Below are 13,377 nucleotides of genomic sequence, written 5' to 3'. Positions count from 1 at the left end.
CCAGTGATCTGTTGCCGGAACGTTGAGAGCGGACTACGACGACAATTCCGGATCAGCCTTTTGTGACCGTCGTGTTGCGTAACACGGGGCAATGTTCCCGTCGTCCGAACGACACGATTCGGTAATACGACAGGTCGACCGTGGGGCCGTTCCCCTGATCCCCCACGAGGAGGCCCCATGACCGCGGTGATCCGGCGCGAGGACCGGCGCACTCCGCCGACCGAGCTCGACGGCGAGCACCGGACGGTGGTCGTCGTCGGCGGCGGACAGGCGGGGCTGTCGATGAGCCGCTGCCTGGACGTGCGCGGCATCGACCACCTGGTGCTCGAGCGCGACGTCGTCGCGTCGTCCTGGAAGCGACACCGCTGGGACACGTTCAGCCTGGTCACGCCGAACTGGCAGTGCGACCTGCCGGACTTCCCCTACGCCGGGCCGGACCCGCACGGGTTCATGGTCCGCAGCGAGATCGTGGACTACCTCGAGGCCTACCGGGCCTTCGTCGACCCGCCGCTGGTCGAGGGTGTCGCGGTGACCCGGCTGCACCGTGACGACCGGGGGACCTTCGTGGTGGAGACCTCCGCCGGGACGTGCACCGCCGACCAGGTCGTCGTCGCCACCGGCGGGTACCACACGCCGCTCACCCCGCCGCTGTCCGAGCCGCTGCCGGCCGGTATCACCCAGATCGGGTCCCAGGACTACCGCAACCCCGGCCAGCTGCCGCCGGGGGAGGTGCTGGTGGTCGGGTCCGGGCAGTCCGGCGCCCAGATCGCCGAGGACCTGCACCTGGAGGGGCGCAGGGTGCACCTCGTCGTCGGGCACGCGCCGCGGGTGGCTCGCTTCTACCGGGGCCGTGACGTCACCGACTGGCTCGACGAGATGGGTTACTACCGGATGCCGGTGACCCGGCACCCGCGCCGCGAGGCCGTGCGCGCCCAGGCCAACCACTACGTCACCGGGCGCGACGGCGGTCGCGACATCGACCTGCGTCGCTTCGCCGCCGAGGGCATGCAGCTCTACGGTGCGCTGACCGACCACGCGGGCGGCCGGCTCACCTTCGCCCCCGACCTGGAGTCCTCACTGGACCACGCCGACGAGGTCAGTGAGTCCATCAAGGACACCATCGACGGCTGGATCGCCGAGCAGGGTGTCGACGCGCCGGTCGAGGAGCGCTACACCCCGGTGTGGCGTCCGGAGCGCGAGGTCACCGAGCTGGCGCTCGACGGCTCCGGGATCACCTCCGTGGTGTGGTGCATCGGGTTCCGGCAGAACTTCTCCTGGATCGACCTGGGGGTGTTCACCGGCCGTGGCTCGCCGGTGCACAGCCGGGGCGCGACGGCCGTCCCCGGGCTGTTCTTCCTGGGTCTGCCCTGGCAGTGGACCTGGGGGTCCGGGCGGTTCTCCGGGGTGGGCGCGGACGCGACGTTCCTCGCCGAGCGGATCCGCTCGCAGCGCGGCCTGACCTCGACCGGCGGCCGCGGCGACGTCTGCAACGTCCTCGCCCTGGGGTCCTGAGTGGACGATCCCGTCGACCCGTCCGACCTGGGTGGCGCCTCCGGCTGGGGGTGGGTCACGGCGCCGGCCGACGTCGAGCCGGAACCGCCCTTCGGTGAGCCGTGGCAGGGCCGGGCCTTCGCGCTCACCGCGCTGACCATGGGTCGCATCTCCGGGCGCAACCTGGACGCGTTCCGGCACGCACTGTCCCGGTTGGACCGCGCCCGCTACCTCGACGACGGCTACTACGGCCGCTGGCTGCACGCCGCCGAGCTGATGCTCGTCGACTCGGGCGTCCTGGCGCGCGGCGCGGTGGAGGCACGGGCCCGGCGCGGTCGCGGCGAGGACGTGCCCGAGCCGGCCGACCCCCCGGTCGCGAAGCCCGACTACGCGCCCACCGCGCCCGGGTCGCTGCGGACCGTCGACGCCGCGCCGCGCTTCGCCCCCGGCGACCCGGTCCGCGCCCGCCGCGAGCCCCCGGACGTCGCTCCGCCCGCACCGTCGGCGGGCCCGGTCGGCCGCGGGCCGTGCAAGCTCCCGCGCTACCTGCGCGGGACGCCCGGCGCCGTGACCGCGGTGCGGCCCGCACACGTACTGCCCGACACCCACGCGGTGTTCGCCGGTGAGCACCCCGAGCACGTGTACACCGTCGCGTTCGCCGCGCCGGACGTGTGGGGCCCCGGCGCGGACCCGCACGTCACCGTGCACGCCGACCTGTTCGAGTCCTACCTGGAGCCACGATGACCGACGACGATCCCGGTCCGGCGCTGCGCACCGCGGCGCTGGAGGAGCTGCTGGTCGAACGGGGGCTGGTGGACCCGGCCGTCGTCGACGGGTTCGTGCGCACCTACGAACGCGACGTCGGCCCGCTGAACGGCGCGGCGGTCGTCGCCCGCGCCTGGACCGACCCGCGGTTCCGGGAGTGGCTGCTGCGCGACGGCACCGCGGCCATCGCCTCGCTGGGGTTCACCGGACCGCAGGGCGAGCACATGGTGGTGCTCGAGCAGACCGAGCAGGTGCACCACGTCGTGGTCTGCACGCTGTGCTCCTGCTACCCGTGGCCGGTCCTCGGGCTGCCCCCGAGCTGGTACAAGGACCCCGCCTACCGCGCCCGGGTCGTGCGGGAGCCGCGGACCGTGCTCGCCGAGATGGGGCTCGACGTGCCCCCGGAGCGGCGGATCGAGGTGTGGGACTCCTCGGCCGAGGTCCGCTACCTGGTGCTGCCGCGCCGGCCCGCGGGCACCGACGGACTCACCGCCGAGCAGCTCGCCGGGCTGGTCGGGCGGGACGCGATGGTCGGGGTCGCCGAGGCGGTGGAGCCGTCGTGAGCGCTCCGCTGCTCGACGTCGCGGGCCCCGCCGCCCCGCCGCGCGCCAACGGCGAGCTGGTGTTCACCGCGCCCTGGGAGGGACGCGCGTTCGGGCTGGCCGTCGCGCTCGCCGAGGCGGGGGTGTTCACCTGGGACGGCTTCCGCGACCGGCTGGTCGCGCGGATCGCCGCCGACCCCGCCGCCCCCTACTACGGCTGCTGGCTCGCCGCCTGCGAGGACGCGCTCGTCGCCGCGGGTCGGCTGGGCGGGGCCGACGTGTCCATCCGGGCCGCGGGCCTCGCCGCCCGCCCGGCCGGGCACGACCACGCCGGGCACGACCACGCCGGTCACGGCCATGGGCACGGCCACGGTCACGGCCGGTAGGAGAACGTCCACCCGTGGTGACGGAATGGTGCGGTGGACGCATTCCGCGCACTACCCCACGCGAATGCGGAACGGAACCGGGCCGACCCGAACGGGGCCGTGCGCGACCCGGCCGGTGTCACCGCTCGATAACCGATCATGTCTTCGCGGGGCCGATGCCCCGATGCGCGGATAGATTGGGGTCATGAGCGGATCCGGGTCGGTGGTCCTGCGGACCGTCGCCTGGTGTGCCGGGGTCCTGCTGGTGGGTGCCGGAGTGCTGGCCGCCGTCGTCGTCGGGTTCGGCGCGCTCGTCGCGCCGGGGGAGGCGCGCGCGTCCCGCGAGATCGACCCGGCCACCGAGTTCGCCCGGCTCGCCGTCGACGACCCGGCCGCCGCGCTGAGTTCGTGCACCCCTGCCCGCGGGACCCTCGTCGACGCGCTGTCCGGTGCGCTCCCGGTCGGTGCGGTGCCCGGCGCCGACCGGTTCACCGCGACCGACGGGGACCTCACGTTCGTCTCGGCGCCGATCACCGGCACGCTGCGCGGCGCCGGGGACCGCGCCGTCTGGGTGTGGGGGCGGCAGGGCTTCGCCGCCGTCACCGACGACGCGCGCGCCCTCACCCCCGGGCTCCCCGGGCCGTCGCTCTACGCCACCGGCCCGGACGCGGCCGGCGCGGTCCGCTCCGCGACCTGTGTGGAGGCCGCGCAGCGCGCCGACCGCTCCGGCAGCGCGCCGACCCAGGGCCCGGTCGCGCCGCGCTGAGACGGCTCAGCCGCCGGGCAGGATCAGGCAGCTCGACGTGGCCTCGCCCAGTAGCCGGCCCCCGGCGTCGGTCAGCTCGGCCCGGGCCAGCGCGGTGCGGCGCCCGGCCTGCACGACGTGGCCGGTGCACGTCACGGTGCCGGTGTCGACGGTGATCCGGCGCAGGAAGCGCACCGACAGGTCCAGGCTGGTGTAGCCGGTCCCGGCGGGGAGCGTGGAGTGCACCGCGCACCCGCAGGCGGAGTCGAGCAGCGTGGCGTACACCCCGCCGTGCACCGAGCCGATCGGGTTGTACTGGTGCTCGCCGGGCTCGAAGGCGAACGCGACGCGCCCGTGCTCGGCGGAGACGGCCCGGAACCCGACGAGGCTCGCGATGGGCGCCCCGGGGAGGCGGCCGTCGACGATCCGGCGCAGGTACTCCAGTCCGTCCAGACCGGACGCGGCGGCGGCGAGCACCATCGGGTCGGTCCACTCGTGCTCGCGGCGGCGCGTGGCGGTGGCCGGGCCGGTCGTGGGTTCTGCTGCGGAGGTCATCGTGGCTCCTGCTCGGGGACGGGGGCTCCGGGGCCCGGTTCGAGGTGGACGTCGTCGGCGCGGCCCAGGCGGTGTCCGGCGGCGCACACGCTCATCAGGCGCACCGGGGCACCACAGCCGGTGTGCACGCGGACCACGGGCGGGCCGGCGTCGCCGGCGAGGTGCCGGTCGCCGAAGTCCATGAGCGCGGCCAGGACCACGCCCAGGTCGCGGCCGCGGCGGGTCAGGCGGTACTCGGCGCGGGTCCGGGCGCCGGGCTCGCGGTAGTCCACCCGTTCGACGACGCCGTCGCCGACCAGCTCGGACAGCCGCCGACTCAGGACGGTGCGCGCGACGCCCAGGCCGTGGGCCAGCTCGTCGAAGCGGGCGACCCCGCGGCCGAGGTCGCGCACGATCAGCACCGTCCACGGGTCGGCCAGCAGCGCCGCGGTGCGGGCCACCGAGCACACCTGGGACGCCGCCGCCGTCCGTGCGTCCATCCCCGCCTCCTGGGTATCGCTGCGCTACTCAGGAGGCAGAGTAGCCCGGCGCGGCGGACGGCGACAGTGCCCGGTCCCGTCGTGCGCGATTGATCGTGCGCACAGCGGGAAGTCGGGAGGGGACAACACACGAGCACGAGACCGAGGAGGAACCCACGGTGGCGAACGAACTGCAGGGCCGGACCGTCGCGATCCTGGCCGCGGACGGCGTGGAGAAGGTCGAGCTGGTCCAGCCCCGCGAGGAGCTGCAGAAGGCCGGCGCCCGGGTCGAGGTGGTCTCGCTGTCCACGGACCCGATCCAGTCGATGTCGGCCGACATCAACCCGGACGAGAAGCTCGACGTCGACCGGGCCGTCGCGGACGTGTCCGCCGACGACTACGACGCGCTGGTACTGCCCGGCGGCACCGTGAACCCGGACAACCTGCGCGCCGACGCCACCGCGGTGGCGTTCGTGAAGGCCTTCTTCACGGCGGGCAAGCCGGTCGGCGCGATCTGCCACGGCCCGTGGACGCTGGTCGAGGCCGACGTGGTGAAGGGCCGCACCCTCACGTCGTTCCCGAGCATCCGGACCGACCTGCGCAACGCGGGCGCGACCGTCGTCGACGAGCAGGTCGTCAACGACAGGGGCCTGGTCACCAGCCGCAACCCCGACGACCTCGACGCGTTCTGCGCGAAGCTGATCGAGGAGTTCGCCGAGGGGAAGCACCCGGTGCACCCGGAGGGTGCGACCGCCTGACCCGCCCGCACGACGCCGACGGGCCCGGCACCCCGAACGGGTGCCGGGCCCGTCGGCGTCCGGGTCAGCCCTCGACGGGGCCGGCCATCTGTGCGGCGTCCTCGGGGTGGTCGCGGCACCGGTCGGTGTCGGGGCGCGCCTCCAGCCGCTCGTCGTCGATCTGCTCGCCGCACACGTCGCAGCGTCCGTACTCGCCCTTGTCCAGACGGGTCAGCGCTGCCCGGACCCGCGCGGTGCGGGCCCGGCGGGTGTTCTCGTCGAGGTCGTGGGCCATGGTCTCGTAGGCCCGCGAGCCCTCGTCGCCGAAGTCGAGACCCTCGCCGACGCGGTCGTCACCCGGCGCCGGCCGCTCGGTCACCGCCGAGCTGTCCTCCAGCTGGTCCAGCTCCTCGGTCAGCAGGGTGCGTGCCCGCTGCGCGTCCATCGGGTCTCCTCTCGTGCCGCGCGACCGGACGGCCGCACGGGGACCGGACTACCCCACCGGCGGGCGCGCACACGCACGCCGTTTCGCCCCGGGCGACGCGGGTAGGCGCGGCGTGGCCGACGGGTGCGGCCGCGGTCCCCCTCGGTCGCCCGCCGGCACACCGTCCCGGCCCGTCGACGGGCTCGTCCCGCCGCCGGTCACGGACCGATCGAGAGGAAGCCCCGTGTCCGACAGCCCGCCCGCCCAGCAGCAGACCCCGCCCGGTGAGACCGGTGCGATGGACCCCGTGCCCCGCGACGAGATGCGCGGTTACCAGGGCCGCGACCTGCTCGCCGGCACCGTCGCCCTGGTCACCGGTGGTGACTCCGGCATCGGGCGCGCGGTGTGCGTCGCGTTCGCCAAGGAGGGCGCCGACGTCGCCCTGGCCTACCTGGAGGAGCACGACGACGCCGAGCACACCGCCGGGCTCGTCCGCGCCGAGGGGAGGCGCTGCCTGACCCTTCCCGGTGACCTCGGGGACGCCGCGCACTGCGCCGACATCGTGCGGCGCACCGTCGAGGAGCTGGGCGCGCTCGACACCGTCGTGAACAACATCGCCACCCAGGAACCGGTCGACGCGCTCACCGACATCGAGGACGACGCCTGGCTGCGGACCTTCGAGGTCAACATCCACAGCTACTTCCGGGTCACGAAGGCGGCCCTGGAGCACCTGCCCGACGGCGGCGCGATCGTGAACACCGGATCGATCAACGGCCTGCGCGGGAACAAGAGCCTCATCGACTACTCGGCCACCAAGGGCGCGGTCCAGTCGCTGACCTACTCGCTCGCGCAGTCGCTGACCCCCCGCGGCATCCGGGTCAACTGCGTCGCCCCGGGTCCGGTGTGGACGCCGTTGATCCCGGCGACGATGCCGCCCGACAAGGTCGACGGGTTCGGCGAGCAGACCCCGATGGGGCGTCCCGCGTCCGCGGACGAGATCGCGCCGTCCTTCGTGTTCTTCGCGGCGCCGCGGCTGTCGTCGTACTACACCGGCGAGGTGCTCGCACCGGTCGGCGGGGAGACCCTGCCGGGCTGAGCGTCCGGGCCCCGCCGCGCCGGCGGCACGGCGGGGCTCCTCAGTCGTCGGCCAGCCGCTCGCGCAGCCGCGCCAGGGTCCGTGACAGCAGCCGCGAGACGTGCATCTGCGAGATGCCCAGCTCGGTGGCGATCTGGGACTGGGTCCGGTCGCCGTAGAAGCGCAGGACCAGCATTCGACGCTCCCGTTCGGGCAGCTCGTTGAGCGCCGCACGCATCCCGGGGCCGTGCGCCGCGAGGTCCAGGGCCGGGTCGTCGGAGCCCATCCGCTCGGCGAGCGACAGGCCCTCACCGGAACCGTCGTCGCCGACCGGCGCGTCCAGGGACTTGGCGTGGTGCGACTCCAGCGCGCCGAGCGCATCGACGACCTCGCCGACCGGCACGCCGACCTCGGCCGCGATCTCCGACGGGCGGGGCGGGCGACCGAGCCGCTGCCCCATCTCGTCGGCGACCCGGCCGACGGTGACGGCGAGCTCCTTCAGGTCACGCGGGACCCGCACCGCCCAGGAGTAGTCCCGCAGGTGGCGCTTCATCTCGCCGCGGATGCTCGGGACCAGGTAGCCGAGCGGGCCGCCGGTCGCCGACGACGGATCGTAGCGGTCGACCGCCTTGACCAGGCCGAGCATCCCGGCCTGCTCGATGTCCTCGACACCCCGGCCGGGGGCGGCGAAGCGCCGGGACAGGTTGCGCACGAGTGGACGGAACTCGCGGATCACGTACTCGCGCAATGCATCGCGGCCCGGCGTGCCCGGCGGGGTCCCGGCCAGCTGGTCGAGATCGGGGATCAGGTCGTCGTAGCCCCGTCGGCCGTCGCGGGAGGTCGTCGCGGGCCGGGTGGGCAGAGTGGGACTTCGCATGGTCCCTCGCAATCGCCGATGGCAGGTGCGGGGTCCGCTGCACGGTTGAACGGATCTCGTGTGGACCGGTGGACGGGCGGAACCGCGTCGGCGGTGTCCTGCGTGCCCGGTGCCGGGAGCCCGACCGTAACCCCGGTCCGGGCGGTCCACAACCCCGGGCGGGGGGACCGCGGTGCGGTTCAGGTCCGGTGTGCGACCGTGTGCGACCACCCGCCGGAGGCGTTCCGACCCGTCTCGGAGCGGACGCGTCCGGCGGGCTGCCGGTGGGGCCGCGACACCGGCCCCGGCAGGTCCACTCAGGCGTCGGTCTCGACGACGGTGGCGCCCTCGGCGGCGCGCTGGACCGCCTCGCAGCCCTTGTGGGCGGCCGACTTGCTCTCGTAGGCCTCGCCGACGGCGACGACCTGCCCGTTGCTCGCCTTCAGCCGGAACCGGAACTTCCCGCCCCGGTCCTCGTACACCTCGAACTTGCCTGCCACAGGGGCCTCCTCGGCTTGATCGACCACCGCTGGTTGGTGTGGATGGCCGCGCACGTCAGCCCAGATGGCGTTGCGACGGGCAACGGAGTGTGCCCCTCGTCGGGGCGGGCCGGGCAACCCTCCCGGCGTGTGAGGGTAGAGTCCGGTCCTCCGACGGTCCGGCCGGTGCACGTGCCGGGCGGACCCGGCGGGTGGAGGAGGGTGCCATGGGTCAGGACGACCGTCCCGCCGACCCCGATCGGGTACCGGTCACCCGGGTCGAGGTGCTGGACTTCGTGGGTGAGCTGTTCGGCCACGGTCCGGTGCCCCGTGCGGCGCTGCTGGCCGCGGCCCGCGCCGAGGACGCCAGGGCCCGCCTGCACGAGGTGCTCGACGCCGCCCTGCCGGACCGCCCGCTGACCGGGCTGGACGACCTGTGGCGCCACGTCGACGTGCCCGAGGACCTCGGCGCGGTGCGCGGACTGCCGTCGCCGCGCTAGTCGTCCGCGTCGCCGGTCCGCGGCTCGGACAGCGCCCGCAGCTCGCGGGAGAGCAGCTCCAGCCCGTGGATCCGGGCGTGCAGCGCCTCGATCCGCGACTCGGCGGCGGTGCGGTAGAGCGCCAGCCGGTCCCGGGCGTCGTCGCCGACCGGGCGGCCCGCGTCGAGGTCGGCGCGGGCACCGTCGATCACCGCCATCAGCGCGCGGGTCTGGTCCAGGCCGAGGTCGAGCGGCTTGAGCGTCTTGACGAACCGCAGGCGCTCGACGTCGTCCTCGGTGTAGAGACGGAAGCCGCCGGTGCTGCGGGCCGACGGCGTGACCAGCCCCAGCTCGTCCCAGTGCCGGATGGTGCGCAGCGACAGCCCGACACGCGTGGCCACCTCACCGATCTGCTGCACCACACCACCTCCCCTCGACCGTGCGGCCCCGACCGTACCGCCGGGGCGGGGCCGGTCTCAGCGGGCTCTCAGCGGGGCGGGCCTTCTCAGGGGCGCCACAGCGAACCGTCCCTAGCGTCGTCGACATGCCGACTGCACTGGTCACCGGAGCGAGCCGCGGGCTCGGCGCCGTCTACGCCCACGAGCTCGCCGAGCGCGGATGGTCCGTCGTCCTCGTGGCGCGCGACGCCGCCCGCCTCGCCGACGTCGCCGAGCGGATCGGCCGCGCCACCGGCGCCATCGTCGAGATCCTGCCCGCCGACCTCACCGACCCGGCCGGGCTGGCCGCCGTCGAGCGCCGGATCACCGACCGGGACCTGCCGATCGAGCTGCTGGTCAACAACGCGGGCGTCGAGACCGACGCGGTCTTCGCCGAGGCGCCGGTCGAGGCGCTGACCGGCGAGATCGACCTCAACGTGACGGCCCTGATGCGCCTCACCCGCGCCGCGGTCCCGGCGATGACCGCCCGCGGCCGCGGCGGCGTGCTCAACATCGCGAGCTTCGCCGGGTACCTGGCCTCGGGCGGCAACGCCTACGGCGCGTCGAAGTCCTGGGTGCTGGCGTTCAGCGACACCGTCGCGGCGTTGCTGCACGGCACCGGCGTCACCGTCACCGCGGTCGCCGCGGGCCGGATCCGGACCGACGACGACCCGCAGGGCCCGCTGTGGCTCGACCCCCGCGATGTCGTGCGCCGCTCGCTCGACGACCTCGCCCGCGGCCGCACGCTGTCCGCGCCGGGCTGGGTGTACCGGGCGCTGGTCGGCTACCTGGAGGCACCGCGCACCGCGCTGCGGCTGGCCGCACGGGTGACGGGCCGGGGCCGGGAGCGCTGCGAGCGCCTGGAGCGGGGGAGCGGGCACACCCGGCCGTCGCCGGTCCCGACGCCGTTCCGTGACGCGCCCGCCCCGGCCCGGCAGCCGGCTGTCACGGTGCACGAGGTGGGCCCGGCGACGCCGGTGCCGCCGGTCCTGCCCGAGGAGCCGGCGCGGCCCGCGCACGTCGCCGCCGCGACCTTCCCGGCGCCGCGCGTGTCGGGTACCGGCCCGCTGCCCGTCGTGACCCGTCCGGCCGGGACCGGGACCGGGACCGGGGCCGCCCCGGTCCGCCCGGCCGCCGCGCGGGCGGCCGCCTCCGCGACGGCCCGCGCCGCCGTCCGCAGGTTGCCCGCCGCCCCGCGTCCGGTGCAGCCGGCCCGCGACGCCGCGACCGTCCGGCTCGCCGCGGGTTGAGGACCGCGCCACGCTCGCCGGTCCCGCGGCCACCCTGCGGGCCCACGACGACGGCGCCGCCCGCCCGGGAGGTCATCGGCGGAAACGGACCGATGTGACGAGGCTCGCGTACCCCCCACTGTCGGAACCCTGGGCCATGCCCTAGCGTTCTGCACAGTCGAAGGGGAGTACTCCCGAACACGGCGTCGCCGTCATCACGGCACCGGCCCGAGCCGGTCCCGGTTGCGCCGGTCCACCGCGGTCACCGCGGCGGGCGGAGGAGACCTTCAGCGCCCCTACCTGCGCTGGAGGACCCCGCCGTGAACGTTCCCCTCTGGGTGTGGCTGGCCACGCTCGCCGTCGTCGCCGGCATGCTCGTGTTCGACTTCGTCGGGCACGCCCGTGACCCGCACGAGCCCACGCTGCGCGAGTCGGCGATCTGGTCGGCCGGCTACATCGCGATCGCCCTGCTGTTCGGCGTCGGTGTCGGCGTCTTCTCGGGCTGGCAGTACGGCGGCGAGTACATGGCCGGCTGGCTGACCGAGAAGGCGCTGTCGGTCGACAACCTGTTCGTCTTCCTGCTGATCATGACCAGCTTCGCGGTGCCGAAGGTGCACCAGCAGAAGGTGCTGCTGATCGGCATCGCGATCGCGATCGTCATGCGCGGTGCGTTCATCGCGGTCGGCGCGGTGATCATCGAGCAGTTCGTCGCGGTCTTCTACCTGTTCGCGGTCATCCTGTTCTGGCTCGCCTGGTCCCAGATCCGCGAGGCGATGTCCTCCGACGACCACGAGCAGGCCGACGCCGGTGACTCGAAGCTGATCCGCCTGGTCCGCAAGGTGCTGCCCACCTCCACCGAGTACGACGGCGCGAAGCTCGTCACCCGCGTCGACGGCAAGCGGCTCCTCACCCCGATGGCGCTGGTCATCGTCGCCATCGGGCTGACCGACCTGCTGTTCGCGTTCGACTCGATCCCGGCGATCTTCGGTCTCACCCAGGAGCCGTTCCTGGTGTTCACCGCGAACGCCTTCGCCCTGCTCGGCCTGCGCCAGCTGTACTTCCTCATCGGCGGCCTGCTGGAGCGCCTGATCTACCTGGCGCACGGCCTCGCGGTGATCCTGGCGTTCATCGGCGTGAAGCTCACCCTGCACGCGCTGCACGAGAACAACGTGCCGTTCATCAACGACGGGCAGCCGGTGCCGGTGCCCGAGGTGCCGATCTGGCTGTCGCTGCTGGTCATCACCGGGACGATCGCCGTCGCCGCCGTCGCGAGCCTGATCGTCTCCCGGCGCCGCGCCGCGGCCGACCCGGCAGCCCCGGAGGTCGCCGGACCCGACACCGACGGCGCGGACGACGCGACCGTGGACGCGGATCAGATCCCCAGCACCACCCGGGCGACCGAGAAGTAGATCAGCAGCCCGGTCGCGTCGACGAGCGTCGTGACCAGGGGAGCGGACACCACCGCCGGGTCGATCCCGACCCGGCGGGCCAGCAACGGCATCGTCGCGCCCACCGTCGCCGCCCAGCCGCAGATCGCCACCAGAGTCACCGCCACCACGACGGCGACCTGGATCCCGACCAGCAGCGACGCGACGGCCAGCCCCAGCGCACCGAGCAGGGTGCCCAGCAGCAGCCCGACCCGCAGCTCCCGCCACACCACGGCGGGCAGGTCGGCCAGGCGCACCTCCCCGACGGCGATCGCCCGGACCGCAGCCGACGCCGACTGGGCACCGGCGTTGCCGCCGGTGCCCACGAGCAGCGGGATGAACAGCGCCAGCGCGGTGACCTGCTCGAGTGCGTCCTCGAAGATCTGCAGCACGTTGACCGTCAGCACCGCGGCGAGCAGCAGCACCGCCAACCACACCGCGCGGGTGCGCGCCAGCTTCGAGACCCGCACGTACATGTAGTGGCCCGACCACGGCGCCGCACCGGACTGGCGGGCGACGTCCTCGGTGTCGGCGCGCTCCAGGATCTCGACGGCGTCGTCGATCGTCAGCAGACCCAGCAGCCGGTCCTCCGAGTCGACGACCAGCAGGTCGAGCAGGTTCGCCTCGCCCATCAGGCGTGCGGCGTCCTCGGCGGCGTCGGTGGCCCGCACCCGCGGCGCCCCGTCGTCGACGAGGTCGGCGACGGCGGCGTCCGGCCGGGCCAGCACCAGGTCGCGCAGCGAGACGGTGCCGGTCACCCGGCGCCCGGCGTCGGTGACGGCGAGGGTGTACACCGTCTCGGCCTGCGCGCCCTTGCGCCGCACGACGGCCAGCGCCTCGGTCACGCTGCTGTGCAGCGGCACGGCGACGGTCTCCGGCGTCATCACCCGCCCGACCGAGCCGTCGGGGTAGCCGAGCAGCGCCGCGGTCATCGACCGTTCCCCGGCCGACAGCCCGGCCAGCACCCGGTTGGCGACCTTGGCCGGCGCCTCGCCGAGCATCCGGGCGCGGTCGTCGGGGTCCATGTCCTCGACCAGGGCGGTCACCGCGTCGTCGCGCAGCCCCGCCAGCAGCTCCTGCTGGTCGACCGGGTCGAGCTCCTCGAACACGTCGAGCGCGCGGTCCTTGCCGAGCAGCCGGAACACCCAGCCCGCGTCGACCGGTTCCATCCGGGCCAGCGCGTCGGCGATCTCGTGGGCGGGCCGTCCGTCGAGCCGGTCGAGGACTCCGGCGGGGTCGTGGCGTTCGACGAGATCGGTCCAGCGTTCCATGCGGGTGATCCTGCCGCCGGGGCCTGCCGCGTGCAGCGGCGG

Annotated in this window: 17 protein-coding genes; 10 read left to right on the top strand and 7 right to left on the bottom strand. The window is 74.6% G+C overall.

What is annotated here, in order from left to right:
• Positions 1-177 precede the first annotated feature (177 nt).
• The 5 genes from MTO91_RS18460 (at position 178) to MTO91_RS18440 (ending at position 3,929) form a co-directional block, all read left to right on the top strand.
• Positions 178-1,512, top strand: a complete 1,335-nt coding sequence (locus MTO91_RS18460) for an MSMEG_0569 family flavin-dependent oxidoreductase (protein WP_476652062.1) — start codon at positions 178-180, stop codon at positions 1,510-1,512.
• Positions 1,513-2,235, top strand: coding sequence for an SH3-like domain-containing protein (locus tag MTO91_RS18455; RefSeq protein WP_476652061.1), 723 nt, complete (start codon positions 1,513-1,515; stop codon positions 2,233-2,235).
• Positions 2,232-2,819, top strand: a complete 588-nt coding sequence (gene nthA, locus MTO91_RS18450) for a nitrile hydratase subunit alpha (RefSeq protein ID WP_405416183.1) — start codon at positions 2,232-2,234, stop codon at positions 2,817-2,819. The genes MTO91_RS18455 and nthA overlap by 4 nt, the downstream gene beginning before the upstream one ends.
• Positions 2,816-3,184 (top strand): nitrile hydratase accessory protein, encoded by a 369-nt coding sequence (locus MTO91_RS18445; protein ID WP_405416186.1) that lies wholly within the window; start codon positions 2,816-2,818, stop codon positions 3,182-3,184. The genes nthA and MTO91_RS18445 overlap by 4 nt, the downstream gene beginning before the upstream one ends.
• Before the next feature lie 184 nt (positions 3,185-3,368).
• On the top strand, positions 3,369-3,929 hold the full coding sequence (locus MTO91_RS18440) for a hypothetical protein (protein ID WP_405416188.1): 561 nt from the start codon (positions 3,369-3,371) through the stop codon (positions 3,927-3,929).
• A gap of 6 nt (positions 3,930-3,935) precedes the next feature.
• Here the strand turns inward: MTO91_RS18440 and MTO91_RS18435 are convergent, their stop codons facing one another.
• Both MTO91_RS18435 and MTO91_RS18430 read right to left on the bottom strand, forming a co-directional pair.
• The gene (locus MTO91_RS18435; protein WP_208824322.1) at positions 3,936-4,463 is read right to left on the bottom strand and encodes a PaaI family thioesterase; all 528 of its coding nucleotides are present in this window, start codon (positions 4,461-4,463) and stop codon (positions 3,936-3,938) included.
• Complete coding sequence (locus MTO91_RS18430) at positions 4,460-4,942, bottom strand: winged helix-turn-helix transcriptional regulator (RefSeq protein WP_405416192.1); 483 nt, start codon at positions 4,940-4,942, stop codon at positions 4,460-4,462. Before MTO91_RS18430 ends, MTO91_RS18435 begins: the two co-directional genes overlap by 4 nt.
• A gap of 158 nt (positions 4,943-5,100) precedes the next feature.
• On the opposite strand from MTO91_RS18430, the gene MTO91_RS18425 reads away from it, so the two are divergent.
• Complete coding sequence (locus MTO91_RS18425; RefSeq protein WP_476652060.1) at positions 5,101-5,679, top strand: type 1 glutamine amidotransferase domain-containing protein; 579 nt, start codon at positions 5,101-5,103, stop codon at positions 5,677-5,679.
• A 64-nt stretch (positions 5,680-5,743) separates the two neighbouring features.
• Here the strand turns inward: MTO91_RS18425 and MTO91_RS18420 are convergent, their stop codons facing one another.
• Positions 5,744-6,103, bottom strand: coding sequence for a TraR/DksA family transcriptional regulator (locus tag MTO91_RS18420; RefSeq protein ID WP_208824327.1), 360 nt, complete (start codon positions 6,101-6,103; stop codon positions 5,744-5,746).
• A gap of 277 nt (positions 6,104-6,380) precedes the next feature.
• On the opposite strand from MTO91_RS18420, the gene MTO91_RS18415 reads away from it, so the two are divergent.
• Positions 6,381-7,178: an SDR family oxidoreductase gene (locus tag MTO91_RS18415; protein WP_476654920.1), complete on the top strand. Its 798-nt coding sequence runs from the start codon at positions 6,381-6,383 to the stop codon at positions 7,176-7,178.
• Positions 7,179-7,218: 40 nt separating this feature from the next.
• Here the strand turns inward: MTO91_RS18415 and MTO91_RS18410 are convergent, their stop codons facing one another.
• Together MTO91_RS18410 and MTO91_RS18405 are read right to left on the bottom strand one after the other, a co-directional pair.
• Positions 7,219-8,034 (bottom strand): sigma-70 family RNA polymerase sigma factor, encoded by an 816-nt coding sequence (locus tag MTO91_RS18410; RefSeq protein WP_346106005.1) that lies wholly within the window; start codon positions 8,032-8,034, stop codon positions 7,219-7,221.
• A gap of 296 nt (positions 8,035-8,330) precedes the next feature.
• Positions 8,331-8,513 (bottom strand): YegP family protein, encoded by a 183-nt coding sequence (locus tag MTO91_RS18405; RefSeq protein WP_178374004.1) that lies wholly within the window; start codon positions 8,511-8,513, stop codon positions 8,331-8,333.
• Between the two features lie 206 nt (positions 8,514-8,719).
• Between MTO91_RS18405 and MTO91_RS18400 the strand changes: the two genes are divergently transcribed.
• A complete protein-coding gene (locus tag MTO91_RS18400; protein WP_226357961.1) occupies positions 8,720-8,992 on the top strand; it encodes a hypothetical protein in 273 nt (90 codons plus the stop codon).
• Here the strand turns inward: MTO91_RS18400 and MTO91_RS18395 are convergent.
• The gene (locus MTO91_RS18395) at positions 8,989-9,393 is read right to left on the bottom strand and encodes a MerR family transcriptional regulator (protein WP_476652059.1); all 405 of its coding nucleotides are present in this window, start codon (positions 9,391-9,393) and stop codon (positions 8,989-8,991) included. The two genes, MTO91_RS18400 and MTO91_RS18395, sit on opposite strands and share 4 nt — an antisense overlap.
• A gap of 122 nt (positions 9,394-9,515) precedes the next feature.
• Between MTO91_RS18395 and MTO91_RS18390 the strand changes: the two genes are divergently transcribed.
• Positions 9,516-10,658 carry an SDR family NAD(P)-dependent oxidoreductase gene (locus tag MTO91_RS18390; RefSeq protein ID WP_476652058.1) on the top strand — a complete coding sequence of 381 codons (1,143 nt, stop codon included), beginning with the start codon at positions 9,516-9,518 and terminating at the stop codon, positions 10,656-10,658.
• Positions 10,659-10,957: 299 nt separating this feature from the next.
• Positions 10,958-12,046, top strand: a complete 1,089-nt coding sequence (locus MTO91_RS18385) for a TerC family protein (RefSeq protein ID WP_357439668.1) — start codon at positions 10,958-10,960, stop codon at positions 12,044-12,046.
• Here the strand turns inward: MTO91_RS18385 and mgtE are convergent.
• Complete coding sequence (mgtE, locus tag MTO91_RS18380) at positions 12,010-13,335, bottom strand: magnesium transporter (RefSeq protein ID WP_405416208.1); 1,326 nt, start codon at positions 13,333-13,335, stop codon at positions 12,010-12,012. The genes MTO91_RS18385 and mgtE overlap by 37 nt on opposite strands.
• Positions 13,336-13,377: the final 42 nt, after the last annotated feature.

The sequence above is a fragment of the Pseudonocardia sp. 2-7 genome, from assembly GCF_056341085.1.
Note: the sequence above shows the minus strand (reverse complement) of the source record. Positions and strands in the feature narration are given on the sequence as shown.